This window comes from Actinomadura hibisca NBRC 15177, assembly GCF_001552635.1.
Lineage (GTDB): Bacteria > Actinomycetota > Actinomycetes > Streptosporangiales > Streptosporangiaceae > Spirillospora > Spirillospora hibisca.
Genome location: NZ_BCRO01000011.1, coordinates 173,570 through 199,322, shown reverse-complemented (window position 1 = coordinate 199,322; position 25,753 = coordinate 173,570). Strand labels below are relative to the sequence as shown.

Sequence of the window (25,753 nt, the reverse complement as noted above, 5' to 3'; positions counted from 1 at the left end):
GACACCGACGAGCGGGGCAGCGACCGTGGCATCCACCCGACCGGCCGTCCGTCCCATCGCGTCGCGCTCGGTCGTCGAGCAGGTCACCGACGAGCTGCGCCGCTCGATCCTGTCGGGCGCACTGGCCCCGGGCCAGGAGTACTCGCTGCGCGAGCTGGCCGGGATGCTGGACGTCAGCTTCATCCCGGTCCGCGAGGCGCTGCGCAGCCTGGAGAGCGAGGGCCTGGTCCACACCAGGCCGGGCCGCAGCGTCCGCGTCGCCCCGCTCGGCCTCGCCGACCTCCAGGGCATCTACCGGCTGCGCCGCACCATCGAGCCCGAGGTCGCCCGCCGCTCGTGCGCGCTGCTCGCCGACGAGACGCTCGACGCGCTCGACGCCGAGGCCGCCGGCTTCGGCGACGCGGCCCACGGCATGGCCGACATCTACGAGGACCACCACGCCTTCCACCTCGCGCTCCTGGCGCCCGCCGCGACGGCGTGGGACATCCGCGTCCTCACCACGTTGTGGCACGCCAGTGAACGCTACATCCGGATCGGCTTCGGGCAGCTCGACCCCGACCCGGACGAGCACCGGCGGCGGGGGCAGGCGCACGTCGACCTCGTCGCGGCGTTCCGCACCCGCGACCCCGACACGGTGGCCGCGGCGATCGAACAGCACCTGGCCCGCAACGAGCAGATCGCCCTCGCCGCCCTGACCCCTGACGAACAGGACGCGCAGGCGCGGCCCGGCGCGTAGCCGCCGCAGGCTTCTCGGCTCCACTTCCACAGCGCAGGACTCCTGACGGCGCGCACGACCAAGGGGCGCTCAGGGCGCGCCCCTCTCCGAACGTTTCTCCTCCGGCCCCGGGCCGTCACCGCCCGGCCGCTTCGCCCGATTCATACCCGGTCGCCCCGCACCCTTGACGGCCCGCTGAACTACGTCTTAAATCATGTCTTAAATTTAGTCGGGGGCAAACCACCCACCCCTGAGAGGGGCCACCGATCATGCGCATTCCCCACCTCAGCGCGCCGCTCCGCGCCACCGGCGCGGCCACCGCCGCCGTCCTCGCGCTCGGCCTGCTCGCCGCCTGCGGCGGCGGGGACGACGACGCGGGCGGCGGCGGCAAGACCATCACCTACTGGGCCAGCAACCAGGGCGCCGACCTGTCGGTGGACCGCAAGGTGCTGGCGCCCGAGATCGCCAAGTTCGAGCAGCAGACCGGCATCAAGGTCAAGTGGGAGGTCGTGCCCTGGACCGACCTGCTCAAGCGCATCCTCGGCGCGGCGACCTCCGGCCAGGGCCCCGACGTCCTCAACATCGGCAACACCTGGTCGGCCTCGCTCCAGGCGACCGGCGCGCTCCAGGAGTGGGACGACGCCACCTTCGCCAAGATCGGCGGCAGGGAGCGTTTCCTGCCCTCCGCGCTCGGCTCCACCGGCGCGCAGGGCAAGCCGCCCGCCGCCGTGCCGCTCTACTCGCTCGCCTACGGCCTCTACTACAACAAGAAGCGCTTCGCCGACGCCGGGATCAAGAAGCCCCCGGCGACCTGGTCGGAGCTGGTCGAGGTCAGCCGCAAGCTCACCACCGGCGGCAAGTACGGCCTGGCCGTCGAGGGCGCCAACAACGCCGAGAACGCCCACCACGCGTTCGTGTTCACCAAGCAGCACGGCGGCGACTTCTTCGACGCCGCCGGCAAGCCGACGCTGGACTCCCCGCAGGCGGTGGCCGGGGTCAAGCAGTACGTGGACTTCCTGGCGAGCCAGAAGATCGCCGCGCCCGGCAACGCCGAGTACGTGCAGAACGAGACGATCCGCGACGTCGCCACCGGCAAGGCCGCCATGATGGTCTGGCAGGCCGCCGGGCGCGCCCTCCAGGAGCGCGGCATGAAGCCCGACGAGTACGGCGTCGCGCCGGTGCCCGTCCAGTCCGGCGCCCCCGGCTCCGGCGCCAACGTCAACTCCATCGTCGCGGGCATCAACATCGCGGTGTTCAAGAACACCCGCAACCTCGACGGCGCGCTGAAGTTCGTGCAGTTCATGACCGGCGACGCCGAGCAGAAGGCGCTGAACACCGCCTACGGCTCGATGCCGCCGGTCAAGGCCGTCAGCGAGGACCCGTCGTTCGGCACCCCCGAGCAGGCGGTGCTGCGCAAGACCCTCGCCGAGAGCGCCGCGCCGATGCCGCAGGTGCCCAACGAGTCGCAGTTCGAGGAGCTGGTCGGCACCGCGATGAAGAAGTTGTTCGCCGACGCCGCGGCGGGCCGCCAGGTCACCGAGGAGACGGTCCGCCAGCGCCTCACCGAGGCCCAGCAGCAGATGCCCAAGTGAGCCGGCGGCGATGACGACCACCACCACGCCGAGCGGCGTGCGGCGGGACGGCCCCGGGTCCGCCCCGCCGCCGCGCCGCCGCCGCTTCCGGCTCCCCGACCGGATCCGCCGCGGCGGGCTGCCCTACCTGTTCCTGCTGCCCGCGCTGCTGCTGGAACTGCTGGTGCACATCGGGCCGATGCTCGTCGGCATCCTGATGAGCTTCAAGGAGCTCACGCAGTTCTACATCCGCGACTGGGGCCGGGCGCCCTGGGTCGGGCTGGACAACTTCCGGCTCACCGTGGACGTGAACGCCCCGGTCGGGGCGGCGCTGCTGCGCTCGTTCGCGGTCACCTGCGCCTTCACCGTCCTCGCCGTCGGCCTGTCGTGGCTGCTGGGCGCGGCGGCGGCGATCCTGACCCAGGACTCCTTCCGGGGCCGGGGCTGGTTGCGGGCGTTGTTCCTGACGCCGTACGCGCTGCCCGCCTACGCCTCGGTCATCGTCTGGGCGTTCATGTTCCAGCACGACAACGGGCTGGTGAACCACGTCGTGCACGACCAGCTCGGGCTGACCGGGCAGCGGCCGTTCTGGCTGATCGGCGACAACAGCTTCGTCGCGCTGGTCACGGTGTCGGTGTGGCGGACCTGGCCGTTCGCGTTCCTCATCCTGACCGCCGGGCTCCAGAACATCCCGCGCGACCTGTACGAGGCGTCGGCGATCGACGGCGCGGGCGTGTGGCGGCAGATCCGCGCCATCACCCTGCCGTCGCTGGCCCCGATCAACCAGGTGCTGGTCCTGGTGTTGTTCCTGTGGACCTTCAACGACTTCAACGTGCCGTACGTGCTGTTCGGCAAGTCCGCGCCCGAGGCCGGGGACCTGATCGCCGTGCACATCTACCAGTCCTCGTTCGTCACCTGGAACTTCGGCACCGGCTCGGCCATGTCGGTCCTGCTGCTGCTGTTCCTGCTGCTGGTGACGGCCGTCTACCTGCCGGTCACCGCGAAGTGGAGGGGCCGCGATGCCTGAGACCCGCCGGTCGCCGACCGCGCCGCCCCGCTCGTTCGTGTGGACGCGCCGGGTCGTGCTCACCCTGCTGACGGTGTTCACCGGCCTGCCGATCTACGTCATGGTGACCAGCTCGCTGAAGCCGCTGCGCGAGGTGGCGGGGGAGTTCCGCTGGATCCCGCACGGCCTCACCGTGCGGCCCTACGTGGACATCTGGCGCACCATCCCGCTCGGCCGCTACTTCGCCAACTCGCTGATCGTGGCGGGCACGGCGACGGCCTGCTCGGTGGTGGTGGCGCTGTTCGCCGCCTACGCCGTCAGCCGCTACCGGTTCCGGGGGCGGCGGGCGTTCACCGTCTCGGTGCTGGCGACCCAGATGTTCCCCGGCATCCTGTTCCTGCTGCCGCTGTTCCTGCTGTTCGTCAACATCGGCAACACGACCGGGGTGATGTTGTACGGCTCGCGCACCGGCCTCATCCTCACCTACCTCACCTTCTCCCTGCCCTTCTCCATCTGGATGCTGGTCGGCTACTTCGACTCCATCCCCCGGGACCTGGACCAGGCCGCGATGGTGGACGGTTGCGGGCCGGTCGGCGCGCTGTTCCGCGTCGTCATCCCGGCCGCCGTCCCCGGCATCGTCGCGGTGGCCATCTACGCCTTCATGACGGCGTGGAGCGAGGTGTTGTTCGCCTCGGTGATGACCGACGACCGGACCCGCACGGTGTCGGTCGGCCTCCAGAGCTACGCCACCCTCAACGACGTCTACTGGAACCAGGTCATGGCCGCCTCGCTGGTCGTCAGCGTCCCGGTGGTCGCCGGATTCCTGCTCCTCCAGCGCTACCTGGTCGCCGGCCTCACCGCCGGGGCCGTCAAGTGACCACCGAAAGGCTGCCGATGAACGAGACCGACCCCCTCTCCGACCTGCCCGGCGACCTGCCCGATGACTTCGTGTGGGGCGTGGCGACGTCCTCCTACCAGATCGAGGGGGCGGTGGCCGAGGACGGCCGCTCGCCCTCGATCTGGGACACCTTCGCCCACACCCCCGGCCGGGTCGACGGCGGCCACCACGGCGACGTGGCCTGCGACCACTACCACCGCTGGCCCGAGGACATCGAGATCATGAAGCGGCTCGGCGTGACCGGCTATCGCTTCTCGGTCGCCTGGCCGCGCGTGGTGCCCGGCGGCGACGGCCCGGTCAACCCCGCCGGGCTCGCCTTCTACGACCGGCTGACCGACGCGCTGCTGGAGGCGGGGATCACCCCGTACCCGACCCTCTACCACTGGGACCTGCCGCAGGCGCTCCAGGACCGGGGCGGCTGGGCGTCCCGCGACACCGCCGAGCACTTCGCCGCCTACGCCCACCACGTCACCGCCGCCCTCGGCGACCGGATCACCGACTGGTCCACCCTGAACGAGCCGATGTGCTCGGCCTGGATCGGCCACATCGAGGGACGGCACGCCCCGGGCGTCAGCGACCTGGCGGTGGCCGTCCCCGCCTCCTACCACCTGCTGCTCGCCCACGGCCTCGGCGCGCAGGCGATCCGCGCCGCCGCGTCGGACGCCCGCGTCGGTCTGGTCAACCTCGTCAACCCGGTCGAGCCCGCCACCGACTCGGACGCCGACGCGGCGGCGGCGCGGCGCATGGACGGGCACGTCAACCGCTGGTGGCTCGACCCGGTCTTCGGCCGAGGCTTCCCCGCCGACATGGTCGAGCTCTACGGCGTCGACCTGCCCGAGAAGCCGGGCGACCTGGACGCCATGGCCGCGCCGCTGGACTGGCTCGGCGTCAACTTCTACAACCCGAGCGTGGTGGCCGACGACCCCGGCGGGCCGGTGCCGTTCGCCGCGCAGGTCGGCACGCCCGGCTCCCGCCGCACCATGCTCGACTGGGAGATCCGCGCGCAGGGCCTGGAGGACACCCTCGTGCGGGTCGCGCAGGACTACGCGCCCGCGCGCGTCCTGGTCACCGAGAACGGCTCGGCGTGGGCCGACGTCGTGGGGCCCGACGGGCGGGTCGACGACCCCGAGCGCGTCCGCTATCTAGAGGAGCACCTGGCCGCCTGTGGCCGGGCGGCCCGCCGGGGCGTGCCGCTGGCGGGATACTTCGCCTGGTCGCTGATGGACAACTTCGAGTGGGCCTTCGGGTACGACGCCCGGTTCGGACTGGTCCACGTCGACTACGCCACCCAGCGGCGCACGGTGAAGGCCAGCGGGCACCGCTACGCCGACCTGATCCGGGAGCACCGGACCCACAAGGTCGCCTGACGGCGGGGGCCCGGCCGCCGGGCCGGGCCCTCTCCTGTTCAGCCTTTGTTATAAGGTGTGAATAAAAGGGGGACAGGAATGGCGGAACGCAGGAGGGCCACCGTCCGGGACCTGCGCCGGGACAACCGGTCGGTGTTGTTGTGGTCGCTCTACTTCGACCAGCCGCGCAGCCGCCAGGACCTCAGCCGGACCACCGGGCTCAGCCCCGCCTCGGTCAGCAACGTCATGCGCGAGCTGATCGACGAGGGCATCGTGGTCGAGGCGGGCCTGGTGGAGTCCGAGGGCGGCCGGCCGCGCGTGCTGCTGCGGATCGACCCCGAGCACGGCTACGTCGTCGGCGTGGACGTCGGCGAGACCCGCGTCCGCGTCGAGCTGTTCGACCTGATGATGACCGAGCGGGCCAAGGCCGAGTACCCGCTCGACCCCCGCGAGCACGCCGCCGAGGTGGTCGTCGCGCACATCCTGGAGGGCCTGTCGGCGGTGCTCGCCGACAGCGGCGTGGACCCCGCGGCCGTGCTCGGCGTCGGCGTCGGCGTGCCCGGCGTCGTCCTGCGCGACCCCGAACTCCTCGTGCACGGCCCCACCTACGGCTGGGACGCGGTCCCGCTGGAACGGATGCTCCGCACGGGCACCGACCTGCCGCTGTACATCGACAACGGCGCCAAGACCATGGGCCAGGCCGAGCTGTGGTTCGGCGCGGGCCGGGGCGCGCAGCACGCGGTCATCGGCCTGATCGGCTCCGGCGTCGGCGCGAGCATCATCAGCAACGGCGTCACCCACCGCGGCTCCACCTCCAGCGCGGGGGAGTGGGGGCACGTCACCGTCATGGTCGGCGGCCGCGACTGCCGCTGCGGCTCGGCGGGCTGCCTGGAGGCGTACGCCGGGGCCGAGGCGATTTTGGAACGCTACGGCCGCCCGCTGCCCGGCAGGGACCAGGAGTCGGCGCTCGCCGCCCTGCTCGACCGCGCCGACTCCGACGAGCACGCCGCCCGGGTGCTGGAGGAGACCGCCCTCTACCTCGGCGCGGGCATCGCCGACCTGATCAACCTGTTCGACCCCGAGCGCGTCATCCTCGGCGGCTGGGCGGGCCTGCTGCTCGGCGAGCGGCTGCTGCCCGCGATCCGCGAGGCGGCGCGGCGGCACTCGCGCGTGCACCCGTTCGCGACGGTGTCGATCGAGCTGTGCCGGATGGGCCCCGACGCGGTCGCGCTCGGCGCGGCGACGCTGCCGGTCGAACGTTTCCTGAACGGCGCGCTCGCCCCGTCCGAACCGCACCCGCGCTCGGCCTGACCGCCACACTGGTCACATGGACGAGGAGATCATTCCCATTCTGCGCGTCGCGGACGCCGCGGTGGCGATCGGTTGGTACGAGCGGCTGGGCTTCACGAAACAGTGGGAACACCGCTTCGAGCCGGGCTTCCCGGCGTTCGTCGAGGTCGCCCGGGATCAGCTGCGGTTGTTCCTGTCGGAGCACGAGGGCGACGCCCGCCCCGATACGTTGCTCTACCTGCGCGTTCGCGATGTCGATGCGGTCGCTTCCGAGTTCGGGGTGCAGCCGCAGGACGCTCCGTGGGCGCGCGAGATCGAGCTGCGCGACCCGGACGGCAACCGGCTCCGGATCGGCACACCGAAGGAATGAGCATCTGACACGGACTCAACCACTTTTGCGGCGGCGGTAGGCGGCGGCCTTGGCCTTGTTGCCACAGGACGTCATGCCGCACCAGCGACGGCGGCCCGCGTGCGAGGCGTCCAGGAACAGGCGGCTGCAATCGGAGTGGGCGCACTCGCGGATGCGTTCGCTGTAGGGGCCCGACAGCAGGTCGATGGCGTCTCGGGCCAGCGTGGACAACACCTGGCCGAGATCGCCGCAGTGCCCCTTGGTGCCCTCCGCCGTCAGACGAGGCACCAGCGGCGGAACGCCGGCGGCGTCGTTGAGCGCCGCGAGATCGGCCGCACCGAACGGAACACCTTCCAGCACGGCGCGGCAGAGCCGATGCACGACCTCGCGTAGCCGCCGGGTGCGCTCCAACCCACCGGCATCGACGGCCAGCCCGTCGGCCAAGCCCGCCTCCTTGCTCCAAAGGGCGACGTCCGCCGGGGTGAGGAGGGTCTCGCGAGGCGTGGCGTGATGGCGCACCTGCAAGGTGGTGGTCAGATCCAGGCACGGGCGGCCGCTGAGAAACAGGAACACGTCACCATATTGACCGGTGACGTGCCGACCTGGCAATGTCGTCACCGGTCAATAGGGTGACGATAGGGGAGGAGCCCCCACGATGGCCGCTCCCGGACTGGTCCGGTACGTGACGACGGCGATGCTGGTGCGCGCGGCCGACAGCGGCGCGGCGGTGGGCCTGGTGCTGCTGGCGTTGCAGGCCCAGGCGGGCGCGGCGGCGGGCGGCTTCCTGGCGGCGGCGCTGAGCGCGCCGCACCTGGCGGGCCCGTGGGCGGCGCGGCGGCTGGACCGGGCGCGTGACCAGCGCCGACCGTTGAGCGTGGCCTACCTGCTCTACGGCCTGGCACTGGCCTGCGGAGCACTCGCCGTGGGCCGGGTCCCATTGGCTGCGGCCCTGCTGCCGATCGCGATCGCCGGACTCTGCGGCCCCCTGCTCACCGGCGGCCTGAGCAGCCAGCTGGCCGCGCTGACGGAGCGCGGCGGACGGGCACAACGCCGCGCCCAGGGCTGGGACGCGCTGACCTACGGCGTCGGCGGAACAGCAGGCCCGGCGATCGTCGCGGCCGTGACATGGCTGGCCGGTCCCTTGGCAGCACTACTGACGCTCAGCGGAGCGGCTGCCGCCGCAGGCTTGATCGTCTTAACCCTGCCAAGAGCCCACACCGAGAACACCCGCCCACCCGCCATCCGAGCCGCCCTGCGTCTACTGGCCAGCCACGGCCCCCTTCGCCGCGTGACCACGATGACCATGCTCAACGCGCTGCAACTGGGCGCGCTACCGGTCGTCGCCGCGACCTACGGCAAGGAACTGCACGGTTCCGGGGCGACGCTGGTCCTGGTCTACGGCCTAGGCAACCTTGCGGGCTCAGCGCTGGTCATCGTCTTCCCGCTGCGCGGCGACCCCGAGAACGCGGCCCACTGGCGCTTCACCGCGCTGGCCGCCGCCACCGCCCTGTGCGCCGCTGCGCCCGCCCTGCCCTACGCGCTCGCCGGTTTCGCGCTGATCGGCATGATGACCGCGACCGCCTTCACCGCGACACTGGCGGCTCGCGCCACCTACACGCCACCCGAGCTGCACGCCCAGGTGTTCATCATCAGCGCAGGAACGAAGGTGGCCTTCTCTTCCCTGGGCGCAGCCGCAGCGGGCCTGCTGGCCACAACGGGCGCCCGTCCGCTGCTGATCCTGGCCGCCCTGGTCACAGCCCTACCGGTGGCCACCGGCCTGGCCGATCGAGCCCTGACGAACTCCAGCGAAGCCGAGTTCCCAAGCGAGGGGACACCTCAGGACAGCAGAGGCTTTGAGGACGAGCGCCCCGGGCTCGAAACACGATGATCACTGCGTAGATCCGGAAGGCGACCCAGCCTGGTCACCCTATGCATTCTTACTATGTAAAGGACCAGGGTTAAGAAGTTTCTCTCCCCTCTCCAAACAACAACCCCCTCAACGAGGGCAACGCACTCCTCGATTGAACGGCTCATACACTGACAAAGATGGAGGACTACACGGCCACCGGGATCGCCGCACGTCCGGCGCCCGCCCTGCGGGAGTACGTCGACTCGTATGTCGGCTTCGATCTCCGCGGGCTCCCGGCGGGGGTGCACTGCGGCCCGCCGAGCCGCGCGCTCACCGCGGTGATCAGCCTGTCAGATCCTCTGGAGGTGGCGGCGGGTGTTGACGACGGGTCGCCGGTCGCCCGGTTCGGCAGCGTGGCCAGCGGTCTGATGTGCCGGTCCGTCGCGATTCACCACGATGGACGCCAGCACGGTGTTCAGGTGTCGCTGACACCGCTCGGGGCTCGGGCCATTTACGGCGTGCCGTCCGCCGAGCTCGCCCACCGCCTGGTTCCACTTGACGAGCTTCTCGGAGCGCTTGCCGTCGAGCTGGTCGACCGGCTCCGATCGGCGACGACATGGGCGGCGCGGTTCACCGCGCTGGACGAGTTGCTGCTCCGAGCCGTTGGCCGTGGCGCTTGCGGCGACCATGTGCGCTGGGCGCGTCCCGAGGTGGCCGAGGCGTGGCGCCGCCTCGTCGCCGCGCGGGGTCGCGTCCAGGTTGGTGCGGTCGCCGCGGAACTCGGCTGGAGCCGTCGTTACCTCACCGAGCGGTTTCGCGGTGAGGTGGGCCTGTCGCCGAAGACCTTCGCCCGAGTCCTGCGCTTCGAGCACGCGCACGAACTGGCGGCGGCGCGGGACCCGCTCCCGTGGGGTGATGTGGCAGCCGTCTCCGGCTATGCCGACCAGGCCCATCTGGTTCGGGACTGGCGCGAGTTCACGGGCCGGTCGCCGACGGCCTGGCGTCGCAGTGAAGTCCTCCTCGGAGCCGGGTAGCCGCCGGCCGTCTGCCCTTGGCGTCGGCTTCTCTTCCCTTTTCTTCAAGACCGTCCGATCGTTGCCGTGGACGATCGTCGGTATGAGACTCGTCAACCACGAACGCGATGCCATGGACTTGCGGGCCGCCCCCGTCGAGGGCTTCACCTGGGCCCCGGAGGTGCTCCAGGCCCACAGCGCCCCGGCCATCACTGCGGTCCTCGGCACCGACCACCGTCCTCGGACCGGACGCGTCAGCACGCTCAGCCCGGAGGAAGCGCCGTGACGACCCGCATCGCGTGCCTCGGCGACAGCCTCACCCGCGCGCAGTTCAGCTTCGACTACCTGGATCTTCTCGGACGACGCCACCCGTCCAGCGACGTGCAGTTCGCCCGTTTCGGCGTCAACGGCGACTTCGCCTACAACCTCTTGCAGCGCCTCGATGCCGTCGTCACGAACCCGCCCGATGTGATCACCGTGTTGATCGGGACCAACGACGCCCGAGCGAGCCTTGCCGACTACCCCGTCGAGCAGGTCATGAAGCGCAAACGGCTCCCCGAGCGCCCGTCGGCCGGCTGGTTCCAGCAGTGCCTGGAAGCCGTCGTCGCACGGCTGCGAGCGGAGACCGACGCGACGATCGGTCTGCTGTCGATACCGATGCTCGGTCAGCAACTCGACGGGCCGGCGGCGCAGGCGTCGCAGGCGTACAGCCGGATGATCGCCGAGGTCGCCGCCGCCAACGAGGTGGCCTACCTTCCGCTCCACGAACGCCAGGTCGAGGAACTGCGCCGAGCGGACCCGCCGCCGACTCCCTACCGGCAGGTGAAGCCCGCGGAGACCATCGGCGTCCTCGTCCAGCACGGGGTGCTGCGCCGTAGCCTCGACTCGATCTCGCGGCGGCGAGGTCTCGTGCTCACGACCGACCAGGTCCACCAGAACAGCCGGGGCGCCGGCCTTATCGCCGAGGTCATCGACGCCGGTCTGGTGGCCCAGAGCGCGTAGCCGGTTCCGTCGCGCGGCCAGTCGGATGCCATCTACCGCGCGGAGGTGGCATCCGATCCAGGCGGACGACGCCTACGGCATCGATCGACTCCACTTGAGGGGAACACCGACGGCGTGGACCCCTCCTGTCCTGAACGACCTCATATCCATCAGATACTTAAATAAGTTGCTGATACAGTTTCGGCATGGCAGGGGAGGGCGCGCCCGAGCTGGATCCGGGCGAGATGGCGGCGGCGGTCGAGGAGTTCAACGGGTTCTACATCCGGCTGTCCTCGGTCCAGCGGCTCAGCTTCACCACGCTGTCGGTCCTGCACACGCTGGCCCGGCGCAGTCCGTTGCGGCTCGGTGAGCTCACCGCGACCGAGCAGGTCACGCAGTCGGCCATCACGCAGATGGTGACCCGGCTCGAAGGCGACGGACTGGTCGAGCGGCGGCCCGATCCCCGTGACGGCCGGGCCGTGCTCGTGCACATCACTCCCGCGGGCGCCGAGATCGTCGCCGCTCGCCGCGCCGACCGGATCGCCCGGCTCGCGCCGGTTCTCGACCGGCTCTCGGCCGAGGAACGCTCCGCGATCGCCGCCGCGCTGCCCGCCCTGCGTCGTATCGCCGAGCTGGGCGGTTCCCGGGACGAGCAGTGAGGACGAGCATGGCCGACTTCCCCCTGACGCCGACGCCCATCCAGGTCCCCGACGACGTGCTCGCCGACCTGCGTCAGCGGCTCGCCCTCACCCGCTGGCCGGTCGACGCGGGCAACGACGACTCCTACTACGGCGTCAACCGCGCCTACCTGCAAGAACTCGTGGAGTACTGGCGCAACGGGTACGACTGGCGCAAGGCCGAGGCGGCGATCAACGCCTACGAGCACTACCGCGTCGAGGTGGACGGCGTGCCGGTGCACTTCATGCGCCGGCCCGGTGTGGGGCCGGACCCGACGCCGCTGATCCTCACGCACGGCTGGCCGTGGACCTTCTGGCACTGGTCCAGGGTCGTCGATCCGCTAGCGGATCCGGGCGCCTACGGGGGAGACCCGGCCGAGGCGTTCGAGGTGATCGTGCCTTCCTTCCCGGGGTTCGGGTTCTCGGCCCCGTTGCCGGACCGTCCGGACATGAACTTCTGGAAGGTCGCGGATCTGTGGCACACCCTGATGACCGGGACGCTCGGCTACGAGCGGTACGCTGCCGTCGGTTGCGACGTCGGGGCACTCGTCACCGGCCAGCTCGGGCACAAGTACGCCGATGAGCTGTATGCGATCCACATCGGCTCCGGTCTGAGGCTCGACTTCTTCAACGGCGATCGGGCCTGGGATTTCAGTGGTGGCCGTCCCATCCCCGAGGGGTTGCCTGCGGACGTCCATGCGCAGGTCGTGGCGTTGGACAAGCGGTTCGCCGTCCATCTGGCCGCGCACGTGCTGGACTCCAGCACTCTGTCGTACGGGCTGTCGGACTCGCCCGTGGGAATGCTCGCGTGGATACTCCAGCGCTGGATGAGCTGGAGCGACGACGGCGGTGACATCGAGACGGTGTTCGGCAAGGACGACCTGCTCACCCACGCCATGATCTTCTGGGTGAACAACACGATCGGCACCTCGATCCGCACCTACGCGAACAACAACCGCTACCCGTGGACTCCGTCGCATGACCGGTGGCCGGTCGTGGAGGCTCCCACCGGCATCACGTTCGTCGGGTACGAGAACCCGCCGGGCGTGACCACCGAGCAGCGGGTCCGCCACTTCGTCGACAGCGATCGGGCCGCCTGGTACAACCACGTCAACCTCACCGCGCACGACCGGGGCGGCCACTTCATCCCGTGGGAGGTCCCTGCGGAGTGGATCGAGGACCTACGCCGCACCTTCCGCGGTCGCCGCTGAGGGCCCCAGATGGGCACACTGAACAGGTGACCAACGACCTGACCACGGGAAAGCAGACGCAGGCGGCCGCCTGTCCTAACGCTGTGGTGTCTGCGGCAGGTCGGTCTGTGGGTCCCTTGGGGTTGAAGCATCAACCGGTGGCGTGTCGACGCCAGGTGGTGCTCTTTCCGCTGGTTCGAATCGAGCATGAAAGCGCGAGTCCGAACCAGCGGAAGGAAAGACATGGAAGAGACCAGCAAGAGGACGTCGTTCCTGTGGTCCCTGTGGGCGGCCGTGGCGCTGCTGGTGGCACCTCTGGCCGTCGTGCCCGAGGCTTCCGCGGCGCCCGCGCCGGCGTCGGCCCGTCTCGCCGGTTATGGCCGTTGGCCCACGCCCAACGGGTTGATGGAGGCGTGGGTGGAGGCGCAGCCCAACATCGTCACCGTCCGCTACACCAGGCACGGGGGGCCGGTGGAGGTGGGGGTCGGGTTCATCGACGACAACGGGCGGGAGAGATGGACGAACTTCCGGCGCATCGTCACCAACGAGATGATCACGGAGTCGTGGAACCGCGACTGGAACGCTCAGGGGTGCCCCACGGTCTACACCCAGTTCCGCAACGATCGTGAAGAGCACGAACTGTGTCCTTGACGAGGACGCTGCTCCGACGCGGCGTCGGTGCGCGTCACGCCCGGCCGGTGTGGTGCAGGAGGGCGGGAACGACGTCGTCCCAGGTCCGGCGGGGGAGTTCGTTGCCCGTGCCGGGCAGGACGAGCAGTTCCGCGGCGGGGATCTCGGCGGCGAGGGCGCGGGCGTTGCCGAGGGGGAAGAACGGGTCGTCCTCGCCGTGGATCACGAGGGTGGGCGCGGTGACGCCGCCGAGGCGCTCGCGCCAGCGGGGGCCGCTGTCGAGGGCGGCGAACACGGTCGCCATCTGGTTGGCGCGGTGCGCCTTGCCGGGGTCGGGGGCGGCGGGGGTGCGGTCGTGGACCCGTTCGATGTTCTGGCGTGCCTCGGACTCGTCGAAGGCGGGGCCCGCCAGGTGGCGTGCGTGTTCGAGCATGAAGGCGACGACGGACGTCCGGTCCGTCCAGTCGACGGCGGGCCGGTTCCCGAAGTGGGCCATCAGCTCGGGCGCGTGCTCGGGCAGGTCGGGGTCGGCGGGGCCGGGCGCGGTGGGCCGGGTCGCGATGAGGGTGAGGGTCGCGACCCGGGCGGGGTGGTCGAGCGCGAGGAGCTGGGCGGTCCAGCCGCCGACGCCGAAGCCCGCGACGTGCGCGCGCGGCAGGTCGTGGGCGTCCAGGACACCGGCGGCGTCGGTGACGAGGTCCCGCAGCGTGTAGTCGGGGGCGTCCGGATCGGCGGAGGTGGAGCGTCCGGTGTCGCGCAGGTCGTAGCGGAGGAGGAAGCGGCGCTGGGCCGCCAGGCGTGCGCACAGGTCGTCGGGCCAGGTGAGCATCGTGTTGCCCACTAGCAGGATCGGTGTGTCGGCCGGGTCGCCGAAGCGCTCGACGCACAGCCGCACCCCGTTGGTTTCGATCAAGGTGTCCATGACAGGTTGGACCGTCCGGACGCCGGAAAATCATCTCCGGCAGGCCGCCGGTCCGCCCTGGGGCGAGGCGGACCGGCGCGCGGGGGCGGGGATCAGCAGCGGTAGGGGTTGACCTCCCACCTCTCGAACGACCGGCCGAGGTCGGGACGCCACGACTGCCCGGCCAGGACGGTGTCGTGGTGGACCCAGCGGCCCCTGGAGTCGGTGGTCCTGATCTCGGCGCAGTATCCGGAGCCGATGTAGTAGCCGTCGGCGTAGCTCCAGCCGAAGCCGGAGGCGCAGTCCGTGCGCTGGCCGACCGGCAGGACCCTGTCGTGGTACCCCTCGGCGTAGATCCTGCCGTAGCCGCGCCAGTCGTTCATCACTCCGAGGCCGACGGTGCCCTGGTTGCTGATGTAGCTGGTCCCGGGCACGCACGCCCTGGCGTTCGAAGCCGGGCCCGCGACCGGTGCGGCGTTGGCCGTCGTGCTCAGCGGGAGCGCGGCGAGCACTGGCAGGGCCAGCACCGCCAACCTTCTCGAAAACGTCATCATGCCCTTCCCGTCAGCCCGCTCATCGGCGGGTTCCCGTGGCGCTCCGTGGCGACGCCGAGAACGACGATCTCCGTGTTCCGGTGACGCGGCCAGCGCCCGGCGACCGCCGGTCCCGATGCCTGCGAAAGCTGTCCGAATCCACGGGGGAGGGAGATCCTCCGTGCCGCTCCACAAAGATCACCGAATCTGGTAGGCATCGGGAATGGCGATCGGTCTGCTGTCCGCCCCCTCCAACCTCGGCCTGCGGCCTCCCGCGCCGACCAGCGTGCCCGGCTGCGCCAAGGCCCCCGAGGCGCTGCGCGAGGCGGGTCTCCACCGGCGCCTGGCCGAACTCGGCGCGCGGGAACGGGGCGTCGTGCTGCCGGGGCGGTACGCCGACGACGCCGCACCCGGCGCGCTCCGCAACCAGGCCGCGATCGTCGACCACGCGCGGCGCCTGGCCGAGCGCATCGACCTGCTGCGGGCCGACGGCCTGGCCCCGCTGGTGCTCGGCGGGGACTGCGGCATCCTGGTGGCGGCCGGTCTCGCGCTGCGGCGGGCGCCGGGCCGCTACGGGCTGGTCCACCTCGACGGGCACACCGACTTCCGCAACCCGGACAACTCCGACAAGTGCGCGAGCCTGGCGGGGGAGGACCTCGCCGCCGCGGTGGGACGGCACTGGCCCGCGATCGCCGACATCGACGGGCTCGGCCCCTACTTCGCGCCGGAGGACACCGTCCACGCGGGTTGCCGGGACGACGACGAGCTCCTCGACGAGACCACGACGTTGCTGGCCGCCGTCCTGCCCGCCTCGCGGATCCGGCACCAGGGCGTCGAACGAACCGCCCGCGAGATCCTCGACGCCGTCGACCGCAGCGACCTCGACGGCTACTGGCTCCACCTGGACGTGGACATCCTCGACCCGGCCCTGATGCCCGCCGTGGACAGCCCCGACCCCGGCGGCCTCGACGCGGCCGAGCTGACCGAGCTGCTCGCCGCCCTCGCCCCACGCGCGGTCGGCGCGCAGGTCACCGTCTTCGATCCCGACCTCGACCCCGACGGGACCCACGCCCGCCTCCTCACCGACATCCTCGTCCCGGGCCTCGCCTCGCTCGGCCGCGACCGCCGCTGACACCGAACAGCAGACACGCGAGACGCGTAGGGAGCAGCACCTTCAGGCGGACCGCCCACCTGGAGCGATGCGGCGGTTTTGAACGTTTGTGCTGGGTAGGTCGCTGTGGGGGAGGGGACGCATGAGCGGCTGGCAGGCACAGGTGGAACGACGTTTCGGTGAGGTGGCCGCTGAGCCGCCACCACTCCCCGGATCAGGTGAGACGCGCCGCCGCTGGGCCGCGCTCGCCGATCTGGGCGAGGAGGACCTGTCGCTGGCGCGGCTGGCCGAGGGGCATTTCGACGCGCTGGCCATCCTCGCCGAGCTGGACGGCCCGGCGCCGCCGCCCGGCAGCCGCTGGGCGGTCTGGGCCGCCAAACCGGACGCGCTCACCATCGACGGCGGCCTGATCAGCGGGACCCGTCCCTTCTGCTCGGGCGCGTGGACCTGCACGCACGCGCTGGTCACCGTCGGCTCCGACCTGTACGCCGTCGAGCCCGGCGAACCGGTGCCCGGCACCTGGCCCGCGACGGGCATGGCCGCCAGCGACAGCCTCGACATGCGCTTCGACGGCGTCCCCGGCGAGTACGTCGGCCCCTATGTGGACCGGCCCGGCTTCCACCACGGCGGCGTCGGCGTCGCGGCCGTCTGGTACGGCGGGGCGCGCGGCACGGCTCGCAAGCTGCTCGGCGCGACCGGCCCGCACGCCCTCGCCCACCTGGGCGCCGTGGACGTCCTGCTGCGCAGCGCGCGGTCGGCGCTGGACGCGGCCGCCGACGAGATCGACGCCGACCCGCTCGACCACCGCAAACAGGCGGCGCTGCGGGCCCTGCGCGTCCGGTCCCTGGTCGCCGACGCGTCGGCCCAGGTCATGGACCGCGTCGGCCGGGCCCTCGGCGCGGGACCGCTCGCGCACGACGAGGCGCACGGCCGCCGCGTCGCCGACCTGACGGTTTACCTGCGCCAGCACCACGCCGAACGCGACCTCGCCGCGCTCGGCGAGCGGGTGAACGGGCGGGACTGGTGAACCGGATCGACGCGCCGGGCACGTCCGAGGGGGAGTGGCGCGCCTGGCCCGGCCTGGCCGGGCTGCCGCTGCTGGACGTCTCCCGCTGGCGCAATGCGGTCGTCGTCGCCGCGCACCCCGACGACGAGGTGCTCGGCGTGGGCGGGCTGCTCGCCCAGCTCGACATCCCCGTCCGCCTGATCGCGGTCACCGACGGCGAGAAGTCCCACCCGCACCTGCCCCCGGCGGAGATCACGGCCGTCCGGCGCGCCGAGACCGAAGCGGCCCTGGCCCACCTCGGCGACTGCGAGGTGCACCGGCTCGGGATGCCCGACGCCGACGTCCGCGACGACGAGCTGACCCCCGTCCTGAAGGAGCTGGTGCGCGGGTTCGACGTGTGCCTGGCCCCCTGGGAGTACGACGCGCACTGCGACCACGAGGCGGCGGGCCGCTCCGCGCTCGCCGCCGGAGCCGCAGGCGGCGTCGAGGTCCTGCGCTTCCCGATCTGGGCCTGGCACTGGGCCAAGCCCGCCGACCCCGCGATGCCCTGGGCCGACGCGCTGCGCGTCCCGCTGACGCCCGACGCCGCCGCCCGCAAACGCGCCGCGATCGGCTGCTTCACCAGCCAACTCGGGACGATCCTGCCGCCCGCGATCGTCGAGCACTTCGAACGCGACCAGGAGGTGCTCTTCCGATGACGCTGGACACCGGCTACTTCGACGGCATGTACGAGGAGTCCGCCGACCCGTGGGGCTTCCAGTCCCGCTGGTACGAGCAGCGCAAATACGCCCTCACCCTGGCCGCCCTGCCCCGCCGCCGCTACGCCGACGCCTTCGAACCCGGCTGCTCCATCGGCGTGCTCACCGCCCTGCTCGCCGAGCGCTGCGACCGGCTCTTCGCCTGCGACACCTCCACGGCAGCCGTCGAACAGGCCCGCCGCCGCGCACCCGGCGCCCGCGTCGAACGCCGCACGATGCCGCAGGACTGGCCCGACGGCCGCTTCGACCTGATCGTCCTGTCCGAACTGCTGTACTACTTCGACGACCACGACCTCGCCACGATGCTGGACCGCGCCGTGAACGCCCTCAACCCCGGCGGCACGCTCCTGGCCGTCCACTGGCGGCACCCCGTCCCCGATTACCCGCACACCGGCGACGACGTCCACCGCGCTCTCGCCCGCACACCCCTGAACTGCCTGGTCAGCCACACCGAACCCGACTTCCTGTGCGAGGTGTTCGTCCAGGGCGAGCCGACCTCCGTCGCCACCGCCGAGGGACTGGTGTGAAGGCGGGCGTCGTCGTCCCCGCCCACGACGAGGAACAACACCTCGGAGCCTGCCTGGCCGCCCTCAGCCTCACCGGCGCGCCCGTCGTGGTCGTCGCGGACGCTTGCCACGACGCGACGGCCGCCGTGGCCCGCGCCCACGGCGCGACGGTCATCGAGATCGACGCCCGCAGCGTCGGCCTGGCCCGGGACGCGGGCGTCACCGAACTGATCCGCGGCGGCGTCCGCTGGATCGCGACGACCGACGCCGACACCCTCGTCCCGCCCCACTGGCTGCGGGCCCAGCTCCGCCACGCGGAACAGGGCTGGGACGCCGTCGCGGGCACGGTCGGCGTGACCGACTGGAGCGAACACCCCGCGTGGCTGCCCCGTCTGTACCACCGCCGCTACCCGGGCCCCGGCCTGCACGGCGCGAACCTGGGCTTCACCGCCGACGCCTACCGAGCAGCGGGCGGCTTCCCACCCCTACCGACCGGAGAGGACCACGCCCTCGTCGCCGCCCTGGAAGCCACCGGCCAACGGGTGCTGCGCACGACGTCGGTCAAGGTGGTGACCTCGGCACGCCGCCAATACCGCGCACCACACGGCTTCGGCCACCTACTGGAATCCCTGACCCCAGAAGCCGTCCCGGTCCCACCCCAAGAAGACCCCCAACCCTGCTAAGCGGCCGCACGTGCCCGAACCAGGGCTTGACGCCCTGGAATCGCCGCCGCACCCTATTCTTAATTAAACAAGTAGGGAAAAGTGGAAAGGGGACGTGATGCGCAAACTCCTCCTGCTCGGACTGGTCGGCCTGGCCGCCCAGCTCGTCGACGGCGGCCTGGGCATGGCCTACGGCGTCACCTCGACCACGCTGCTGCTGGCCGTCGGCACCAACGCCGCCGCCGCGTCGGCGACCGTGCACCTGGCCGAGATCGGCACCACGCTGGCCTCGGGCGTCTCGCACTGGCGCTTCGACAACGTCGACTGGAAGGTCGTCGCCAGGATCGGCGTTCCCGGCGCCGTCGGCGCGTTCGCCGGGGCCACGTTCCTGTCGCGCCTGTCCACCGAGACCGCCGCGCCGATCATGTCGCTGATCCTGCTGGCGCTCGGCGTCTACCTCCTGGCCCGCTTCACCGCCTTCGGCCTGCCGCGCGGCAACCTGGGCAAGCCGCTGCGCCGCCGCTTCCTGACCCCGCTGGGAGTGTTCGGCGGATTCGTGGACGCCACCGGCGGAGGCGGCTGGGGCCCGGTCGGCACCCCCGCGCTGCTGGCCAGCGGACGCATCCCGCCGCGCAAGGTGATCGGCTCCATCGACACCAGCGAGTTCCTGGTGGCCGTCGCCGCCAGCATCGGCTTCCTCGTCGGGATCGGCTCGGAGAACATCGACTTCGCCTGGGTCGCGGTGCTGCTGGCCGGCGGCGTGATCGCCGCGCCGGTCGCCGCCTGGCTGGTACGCCACATCCCGCCGCGCATCCTCGGCTCGGCCGTCGGCGGCCTGATCATCCTCACCAACGCGCGCACCCTGCTGCGCAGCGACTGGCTCGACGCCCCGCCGTCTGTACGGACGGCCTCCTACATCGCCATCTCGGCGCTGTGGGCGGCAGCGGTGGCCTACTCAGTGCACCAGTACCGCCGCCACCAGCACGAAGAGACCGTCGAGGCGCTCGACGAACACCAGCGCCGCGCCGCCAAGGAAGAACCCGCCCCCGCCTGACACCGCCCTACAGAGCCGCCACAGCACGGACGGCCCAGTCCCGCGGGGCAGTGAGGTCAGGGGATGATGTCGGCGACGATCGTGGCGGTGCCCTTCCGGCAGGAGGTCAGGCGGCCGGTCGTGGACGCCTCGGCGGCGGAGTTGCTGGCGCAGAGCCAGCCGTTGACGGTCGCGATGCCCGCCGACCCCTGCTTGGGCGTGCTCTTGCGGTAGTAGGTCTGGAAGACCTGGATGGCCTGCGCGCAGTTGGCCCGGCCCTTCCAGACCGCCACCACGGCCATGGGGCCGTTGCTCGGTGGTGGCTGGATCTCCCCGCAGTTCGTGTGCGGACCGGAGAGCACCGGCTTGCGCGGGGGCGTCGCCTTGACGGTCGTCTTCTTGGCACGCGGCTTGGCCGGCGTCGGAGCGGCCGAGGGTGTGCTGGGCGCCGGGACCGGCGTGCTCGGTGCGGCCGTGGTGGGGGACGGCTTGGGGGCGGCCGCGGGTTCCTGGGCGCAGGCGCTCGCGGCCAGGATCAGCGCGGGAACGACGAGTGCGAGGGAGCGCGTGCGCACGATCGTGTCTCCGTGGGTCGGGGGGTCAAGATCGTCATAGTGTGGCACGCGCTGGAGGGGCCGGCGGCCCTCAGGTGCAGCCCAGGGCCCGGTCCGAGGTGGAGTGGCCCGGACGCTGGACGGTGAGGCCGCGCTACGGCTGCGGCCGGGGAGGGCCGGTGGGGCGTGCGCGGGTGAAGGCGGCGGCGACGGCCACGGCGCTCACCGCCGCGACCGTCCACGCGATCACCGGTGTCCCCCCGCCCGCGTCGAGGGGTTGCCCGGCGGCCGCCGTGGTCAGCAGCAGGGCCGCCGTGCCGATCGCGCTGCCGAGTTGCGCGCTGGTGTTGACGATCCCGGACGCGGTGGCGCGCGGGCCCTCGGGGACGTCGGTGGCCATCGACGTCGAGGCCACCGACGACAGGCCCAGCCCGAACCCGGCGACCGCCATGCCCCCGCCCAGCAGCGGCAGCGACCCCGGGTCCGGCAGCGGCAACGCCAGGCCGAGACCGACGAACAGCAGGCCGAGCGCGCTGACGCGCTCGCCCGCCCGGCGCGCCATGAGCCGGGCCGCCGCGGCCGAGCCCACGACGACCAGCACGCTCAGCGGCAGGAACGCCGCGGCCGACTCCAGCGGCGACCAGCCGAGGGAGCCCTGCAGGTACAGGGTGATCAGCGTGGCGGCGCCGGTGGTGGTGGCGGTGTTGACGAAGGCCGCGACGGTTCCGTGCCGCACCTGGGGCAGGCCCAGCACCGGGCCGGGCAGCAGCGGCGCGCCGGAGCGCCGGTCGGCCAGCACGAACAGCGCCAGGGCCGCCACCGCCGCCGCCAGCAGCAGCGCGCCCGTGGCGCGGTGCGCCGGTTCGCCCAGCAGCGTGGCCCCGACCACGACGAGCATGACCCCGGTGGTGAGCAGCGCCGTGCCGGCCAGGTTCAGCGCCTTGGCGCCCTCGCCGGCGACCGGCGGCGCGAAGGCGACGACCAGCGCGGCCAGGAGCGCGGCGACGGCGGTCAGCCCCCAGAAGACGGGCCGCCAGCCGACCGTCCCGCCGACCGTCCCGCCGACCGCGAACCCGGCCGCGCTCGCGGCCGCCCCGGCGGCGCTCCAGCCGGCGAGCGCGCGGGCGCGGGCCCGCTCGTCGCCGCCGGTCACCGAGGTCAGCAGGCTGAGGGCCGACGGGACCGCCGTGGCGGCCGCCGCCCCCTGGACGCAGCGGGCGGCGGCCAGGACCAGCGTGGACCCGGCCACGGCCGCCAGCGCCGAACCGGCGGCGAACACCGCCAGGCTCGCCAGGATGCACCGCCGGTGCCCGATCCGGTCGCCGAGCCTGGCGCCGAACATCAGCAGCCCGCCGAAGAACATGGCGTAGCTGGTGGCCACCAGCGTGCCGCCCGCGGGTCCGGCGCCGACGTCGGCCAGCATGCGCGGCAGCACCGTCAGCACGACCGTGACGCCCATGACGTCGACGAACTGGATGAGGCACAACGCCACGACCGCGCCCCACACCCGTGCGCCCGCCCGCGCGGGCGCGGCCACCCCGGAAGGCTCGGCCATCTGCGCGTCCTCCGTCCCCGGGAGCCCCATGGCACCCCTACGCTACAGGCCGCTCACTGTGCGGCAGGGCGTTGAGATGCGCCACCCGCGTGCCGTCCGGGTCGGGCCCGGCCACCCCGAGGCAGACGTGGGCCGAGCCCGCGTGCGGCCGCCAGGGCCCGGTGTCCCGGCTCGACGCCGGAGCGCGCCAGAGGCCGGGGGCGAAGGGCGCCAGCGTGCGGCTGCGGCCGTCGAGCGTGACCTCCAGGCGCGGGCCGTCGGCCTCCAGGCGCAGGTCGGGGGAGCCGGTCCGGTGGTAGCGGCCCGCCGCTTCGGCGGCAGCGGCGGCGGCCTCCGGGACGGGCTCCGGGTCGGCGGCGGGCGGCAGGATGCCGGGCATCAGTTTCTCGATCACCTCGTACCGGGCCTGGCGCACCTCGTCGCCGCGGTTGTCCATCCAGACCAGGCCGCGGTCCAGGGCCGGGTCCACCACGAGCTTGACCCACATCCCGTCGAAGAAGCCCTCGTGGCCGACGACGGTCGAGCCCGCCCCGCCCCGCGTCAGGTAGCACCCCAGCCCGTACCGGGTGCCGACGTCCAGCCGCAGGTCGGCGACGGGACGCGCGACCAGGCCGGGCACGTCGGCGCCCTCGCGCAGGCCCCGCAGCAGCCAGACCCCGAACCGCGCCATCTCCACCGGCGTCGAGTAGCACTGCGACCCGGCCAGCCACTTGCTGCCCGCCAGGGGCCGGTGGTCGACCGTCGCGTCCGGGTGGTGGTGCTGGGCCAGCGGGTGGGTCATCGCGACGGCCGGGTCGTGGGTGGTGCGCGGCATGTCGAGCGGGTCGTACAGCAACGACCGCATGGCCGCGCCGAACGGCAGGCCGGTGGCCTGCTCGACCAGCACGGCCGCGAGGTTGAACCCGGCGTTGCTGTAGCCGTAGTGGCGTCCCGGCTCGGCGAAGCTGAACGCGCGGGCGTAGTCGCGGACGATGTCGGCCCGCAGGTCGGCGTCGTTGCGTCCCAGCGGCGCCCAGGTCAGCGCGTCGGGCAGGGTCCCGCCGGTGTGGCTGAGCGCCTGCCGGGCGGTCGCCGCCCGCGCGGGCCCGCCGGTGCGGCGGGTCAGGCCGTCGATGACCGCGTCCAGCGGCTCGTCGAGGTCCACGTCGCCGCGCCGGGCGAGCCCGGCGACCGCGCAGGCGGTCATGAGCTTGGTCAGCGAGTAGATGCGGAACAGGGTGGTGGGGCGCACCGGGGTGCCGCTCTCGGTGTCGGCGACGCCGGCGCAGACCGGCTCGACGCGCCCGGCGCTGTCGAAGGTGCACACGGCCGCGCCCGGGACGCGGGCGCGGGCGAGGTAGCGGCGCAGGAGATCGTTCATGGTGTCCGGTCCAGTTCACGCACGCAACGGGCGACGGCCTCGACCATGTACCGCATGTCGGCCGCCTCCAGCTGCGGGCTGATGGGCAGGTTGACCAGTTCCTCGAACCAGATCCGCTCGGTCACCGGCAGGTCGCCGAACCCGTTGCCCTGCGCACGCCACTCCGGCAGCAGGTGCAGCGGGAAGTAACGCAGCACGACCTCGACGCCCCGGTCGGTGAGCCTGCTGACCAGGTCGTCGCGGCGCACGTCAGGGCGCACCAGGCGGAAGGCGTACAGGTGCCGGGCGTGGTCGTGGCCGGGTGGCGTGGGCAGTGTTCGCACGCCCGGGACCTGCGCGAGGCCCTCGTCCAGGATGTCGGCGAGCATGCGGCGGCGCTCCACCAGCTCCGGCAGCCGGGCCAGCTGGGACCGTCCGACGGCGGCGGCGGGATCGCTGAGCTGGGCGTTGAGGCCCGGTCCCCGGAGGGTGGCGCAGTCGTGGGTGTAGGCGTTCTTCTCGTGGGTCACCCGGCGCGGGTCGGTGGGCGCGGCGTACCGGCCGAAGGCGCTGGGGCTGCCAGCACCGGTCGGGGCGAAGTCGGCGTCGGGTTCCATGCAGCGCATCCGCCGCAGCCGTTCGGCGATCCCGGCGTCGCGGACGGTCAGCATGCCGCCCTGCCCCAGCGTCGAGATGTTCTTCAGGCTGTGGAAGCTCCAGCAGCCGATGTCGCCCCAGGTCCCGGCGGCGCGGCCGTCGGCGGCGGCGCCCAGGGCGTGCGCGCAGTCCTCGACGAGGAACAGCCCGTTGGCGTCGGCCAGCTTGCGCAGCCGGGCGATGTCGCCGCAGGCCCCGCCGTAGTTGACGGTGTAGACGGCCCGGGTGCGGGGCGTGATCAGCCGGGCGGCGTCGTCGGCGTCCAGGCACAGGGTCTCGGGATCGACCTCGGCGAAGCGCACCCGCACCCCGGTGCCCAGCAGCGACGACACCGTGGCCTGGAAGGTCAGCGAGGGGGCGATCACCTCGTCGCCCGGCCGCAGGCCCAGCGCCCGGCCCGCCAGCTCCAGGGCCATGGTGCAGCTGGACACCGCGACCGCGTGGGCCGCCCCGGTGGCGCGGCGGAAGTCCGCCTCGAACCGGGCGACGTCGACGCCGTCGGACAGGTGGCCCGAGCGGCGCGCCGACTCCCGCAGGGCGTCGAGGTCGGCGTCGGTGAGGCCGCTGCCCTGCCCGTGCTGCGGCACGGTCCGCGGCGCCGTCACGACGCCCTCGGCGTGCCGGCCATCGTGAACACCGTCGGCAGCGTGGGCACCTGCGGGGCGGGGCCGAGCGCCGTCACCATCGACCGGATGCCCGCCTCGATACCGATCGACGGCCGGTGGCCGAGCGCGCGCAGGCGGCCGATGTCGGCGACGTGCCGGTAGGTGTCGTCGGTGGTGCCGGCGTCCACGACGGCGCGCGGCGCGCGGCCGGTCGCGCTCTCGATGATCTCCAGCAGGCCGGTGAGCGTCGTCTCCCGCCCGGTGCCCACGTTGTAGGCGGCGCCGGCCGCGCCCCGGTCCATGATGGCGCGCAGCGCCGCGACGGCGTCGTCGACGTGGGTGAAGTCGCGGCTCTTCAGGTCGGGGTCGCCGGTGACCGGGACCGGCAGGTCGTTGAGGTGCCAGCGCAGGAACCGCGACACCTCGCCGCCGCTGGTGGCGGGGTCCTCGCCCGGCCCGTACAGGGTGAAGGGGCGCGCGACGCTGGCGTCCAGCCCGTAGGTCGAGGCCGCCGCCAGGACCGACTGCTCGGCGCTGAGCTTGGAGGCGGCGTAGGGGATGAACGGCGTCAGGGGGTGGTCCTCCCCGATCGGGGTGGTCAGCGGGACGCCGTAGACCATCCCCGACGACACGTACACCATCCGGCGCACCGACGCCGAGACGGCGGCCTGGCACAGGTTGGTGGTGGCCAGCGCGTTGACGCGGAAGTCCCACAGCGGATCGGTGACCGACCGGGTCCCGCTGGGGTTGCCGGCCAGGTGGAAGATGTGCGTCACGCCCGCGCACGCCGCGGCGACCTGGTCCACCTCGCACAGGTCGCAGGCGGCGAACTCGGCCCCGGGCGGCGTGCCGCCGGCGGGCGGCCGGATGTCGGCGACGCGCACCGCGTGGCCGGCGGCCAGCAGCGCGGCGGTCAGGTGGCCGCCGAAGAAGCCGCTGCCGCCGGTCACCAGGATCAGCGAGCGCTCGTCGAGGGATCTGCTGTCACTTTTCATGGCACTCCGTTCGGTGGGTCAGT

The 25,753-nt window shown here is 72.6% G+C and carries 28 protein-coding genes; 20 read left to right on the top strand and 8 right to left on the bottom strand.

The window, feature by feature from the left end; all coding sequences use genetic code 11:
- Positions 1-25: 25 nt before the first annotated feature.
- The 7 genes from AH6_RS05250 to AH6_RS43445 all read left to right on the top strand — a co-directional run bounded on the left by AH6_RS05250 (position 26) and on the right by AH6_RS43445 (position 7,196).
- Positions 26-736 (top strand): GntR family transcriptional regulator, encoded by a 711-nt coding sequence (locus AH6_RS05250; protein ID WP_245679186.1) that lies wholly within the window; start codon positions 26-28, stop codon positions 734-736.
- 248 nt (positions 737-984) lie between these two features.
- Positions 985-2,307: an ABC transporter substrate-binding protein gene (locus tag AH6_RS05245; protein WP_067474374.1), complete on the top strand. Its 1,323-nt coding sequence runs from the start codon at positions 985-987 to the stop codon at positions 2,305-2,307.
- Between the two features lie 10 nt (positions 2,308-2,317).
- Positions 2,318-3,313, top strand: coding sequence for a carbohydrate ABC transporter permease (locus tag AH6_RS05240; RefSeq protein WP_067474363.1), 996 nt, complete (start codon positions 2,318-2,320; stop codon positions 3,311-3,313).
- Positions 3,306-4,169 (top strand): carbohydrate ABC transporter permease, encoded by an 864-nt coding sequence (locus AH6_RS05235; protein ID WP_067474360.1) that lies wholly within the window; start codon positions 3,306-3,308, stop codon positions 4,167-4,169. The genes AH6_RS05240 and AH6_RS05235 overlap by 8 nt, the downstream gene beginning before the upstream one ends.
- 17 nt (positions 4,170-4,186) lie before the next feature.
- On the top strand, positions 4,187-5,557 hold the full coding sequence (locus AH6_RS05230; protein ID WP_067474358.1) for a GH1 family beta-glucosidase: 1,371 nt from the start codon (positions 4,187-4,189) through the stop codon (positions 5,555-5,557).
- Between the two features lie 78 nt (positions 5,558-5,635).
- Positions 5,636-6,847: an ROK family transcriptional regulator gene (locus AH6_RS05225; RefSeq protein WP_067474356.1), complete on the top strand. Its 1,212-nt coding sequence runs from the start codon at positions 5,636-5,638 to the stop codon at positions 6,845-6,847.
- Between the two features lie 16 nt (positions 6,848-6,863).
- A complete protein-coding gene (locus AH6_RS43445) occupies positions 6,864-7,196 on the top strand; it encodes a glyoxalase superfamily protein (RefSeq protein WP_067474353.1) in 333 nt (110 codons plus the stop codon).
- Positions 7,197-7,211: 15 nt separating this feature from the next.
- On the opposite strand, the gene AH6_RS05215 is transcribed toward AH6_RS43445, so the two are convergent.
- On the bottom strand, positions 7,212-7,793 hold the full coding sequence (locus AH6_RS05215; RefSeq protein ID WP_218005716.1) for a CGNR zinc finger domain-containing protein: 582 nt from the start codon (positions 7,791-7,793) through the stop codon (positions 7,212-7,214).
- 37 nt (positions 7,794-7,830) lie between these two features.
- Here AH6_RS05215 and AH6_RS05210 point away from each other — a divergent pair, with 37 nt between their 5' ends.
- The 7 genes from AH6_RS05210 (at position 7,831) to AH6_RS05180 (ending at position 13,536) form a co-directional block, all read left to right on the top strand.
- Entirely contained in the window at positions 7,831-9,063 is a 1,233-nt protein-coding gene (locus AH6_RS05210; RefSeq protein ID WP_067474347.1) for an MFS transporter, read from the top strand.
- Between the two features lie 158 nt (positions 9,064-9,221).
- Positions 9,222-10,058: an AraC family transcriptional regulator gene (locus AH6_RS05205; protein WP_067474344.1), complete on the top strand. Its 837-nt coding sequence runs from the start codon at positions 9,222-9,224 to the stop codon at positions 10,056-10,058.
- An 82-nt stretch (positions 10,059-10,140) separates the two neighbouring features.
- Positions 10,141-10,323, top strand: coding sequence for a hypothetical protein (locus AH6_RS43440; protein ID WP_067474341.1), 183 nt, complete (start codon positions 10,141-10,143; stop codon positions 10,321-10,323).
- Positions 10,320-11,039: an SGNH/GDSL hydrolase family protein gene (locus AH6_RS05195; protein ID WP_067474338.1), complete on the top strand. Its 720-nt coding sequence runs from the start codon at positions 10,320-10,322 to the stop codon at positions 11,037-11,039. Before AH6_RS43440 ends, AH6_RS05195 begins: the two co-directional genes overlap by 4 nt.
- Before the next feature lie 185 nt (positions 11,040-11,224).
- Positions 11,225-11,677: a MarR family winged helix-turn-helix transcriptional regulator gene (locus AH6_RS05190; protein ID WP_067474335.1), complete on the top strand. Its 453-nt coding sequence runs from the start codon at positions 11,225-11,227 to the stop codon at positions 11,675-11,677.
- Between the two features lie 8 nt (positions 11,678-11,685).
- Positions 11,686-12,906 (top strand): epoxide hydrolase family protein, encoded by a 1,221-nt coding sequence (locus AH6_RS05185; RefSeq protein WP_067474333.1) that lies wholly within the window; start codon positions 11,686-11,688, stop codon positions 12,904-12,906.
- A gap of 222 nt (positions 12,907-13,128) precedes the next feature.
- Positions 13,129-13,536, top strand: coding sequence for a hypothetical protein (locus AH6_RS05180; protein ID WP_067474331.1), 408 nt, complete (start codon positions 13,129-13,131; stop codon positions 13,534-13,536).
- A gap of 34 nt (positions 13,537-13,570) precedes the next feature.
- On the opposite strand, the gene AH6_RS05175 is transcribed toward AH6_RS05180, so the two are convergent.
- The gene (locus AH6_RS05175) at positions 13,571-14,437 is read right to left on the bottom strand and encodes an alpha/beta fold hydrolase (protein ID WP_067474329.1); all 867 of its coding nucleotides are present in this window, start codon (positions 14,435-14,437) and stop codon (positions 13,571-13,573) included.
- A 92-nt stretch (positions 14,438-14,529) separates the two neighbouring features.
- Positions 14,530-14,943: a hypothetical protein gene (locus AH6_RS05170; RefSeq protein ID WP_067474327.1), complete on the bottom strand. Its 414-nt coding sequence runs from the start codon at positions 14,941-14,943 to the stop codon at positions 14,530-14,532.
- A 229-nt stretch (positions 14,944-15,172) separates the two neighbouring features.
- Here AH6_RS05170 and AH6_RS05165 point away from each other — a divergent pair, with 229 nt between their 5' ends.
- The 6 genes from AH6_RS05165 to AH6_RS05140 all read left to right on the top strand — a co-directional run bounded on the left by AH6_RS05165 (position 15,173) and on the right by AH6_RS05140 (position 20,046).
- Positions 15,173-16,081, top strand: coding sequence for an arginase family protein (locus AH6_RS05165; RefSeq protein ID WP_083982240.1), 909 nt, complete (start codon positions 15,173-15,175; stop codon positions 16,079-16,081).
- Between the two features lie 121 nt (positions 16,082-16,202).
- On the top strand, positions 16,203-17,087 hold the full coding sequence (locus AH6_RS05160) for an acyl-CoA dehydrogenase (protein ID WP_067474325.1): 885 nt from the start codon (positions 16,203-16,205) through the stop codon (positions 17,085-17,087).
- Positions 17,084-17,764 carry a PIG-L deacetylase family protein gene (locus AH6_RS05155; protein ID WP_245679185.1) on the top strand — a complete coding sequence of 227 codons (681 nt, stop codon included), beginning with the start codon at positions 17,084-17,086 and terminating at the stop codon, positions 17,762-17,764. The genes AH6_RS05160 and AH6_RS05155 overlap by 4 nt, the downstream gene beginning before the upstream one ends.
- Positions 17,761-18,351 (top strand): class I SAM-dependent DNA methyltransferase, encoded by a 591-nt coding sequence (locus AH6_RS05150; protein WP_067474322.1) that lies wholly within the window; start codon positions 17,761-17,763, stop codon positions 18,349-18,351. Before AH6_RS05155 ends, AH6_RS05150 begins: the two co-directional genes overlap by 4 nt.
- Positions 18,348-19,013, top strand: coding sequence for a glycosyltransferase family 2 protein (locus AH6_RS05145; RefSeq protein WP_067474320.1), 666 nt, complete (start codon positions 18,348-18,350; stop codon positions 19,011-19,013). The genes AH6_RS05150 and AH6_RS05145 overlap by 4 nt, the downstream gene beginning before the upstream one ends.
- Before the next feature lie 97 nt (positions 19,014-19,110).
- A complete protein-coding gene (locus tag AH6_RS05140) occupies positions 19,111-20,046 on the top strand; it encodes a sulfite exporter TauE/SafE family protein (protein WP_067474317.1) in 936 nt (311 codons plus the stop codon).
- A gap of 56 nt (positions 20,047-20,102) precedes the next feature.
- Here the strand turns inward: AH6_RS05140 and AH6_RS05135 are convergent, their stop codons facing one another.
- The 5 genes from AH6_RS05135 to AH6_RS05115 form a co-directional block, all read right to left on the bottom strand.
- Positions 20,103-20,600, bottom strand: coding sequence for a hypothetical protein (locus AH6_RS05135; RefSeq protein ID WP_067474314.1), 498 nt, complete (start codon positions 20,598-20,600; stop codon positions 20,103-20,105).
- A 133-nt stretch (positions 20,601-20,733) separates the two neighbouring features.
- Positions 20,734-22,134, bottom strand: a complete 1,401-nt coding sequence (locus AH6_RS05130; RefSeq protein WP_169807799.1) for an MFS transporter — start codon at positions 22,132-22,134, stop codon at positions 20,734-20,736.
- 37 nt (positions 22,135-22,171) lie between these two features.
- Positions 22,172-23,494: a serine hydrolase domain-containing protein gene (locus tag AH6_RS05125; RefSeq protein ID WP_067474308.1), complete on the bottom strand. Its 1,323-nt coding sequence runs from the start codon at positions 23,492-23,494 to the stop codon at positions 22,172-22,174.
- Positions 23,491-24,735, bottom strand: a complete 1,245-nt coding sequence (locus tag AH6_RS05120) for a DegT/DnrJ/EryC1/StrS family aminotransferase (RefSeq protein WP_067474305.1) — start codon at positions 24,733-24,735, stop codon at positions 23,491-23,493. Before AH6_RS05120 ends, AH6_RS05125 begins: the two co-directional genes overlap by 4 nt.
- Positions 24,732-25,730 (bottom strand): NAD-dependent epimerase/dehydratase family protein, encoded by a 999-nt coding sequence (locus tag AH6_RS05115; protein ID WP_067474302.1) that lies wholly within the window; start codon positions 25,728-25,730, stop codon positions 24,732-24,734. The genes AH6_RS05120 and AH6_RS05115 overlap by 4 nt, the downstream gene beginning before the upstream one ends.
- Positions 25,731-25,753: the final 23 nt, after the last annotated feature.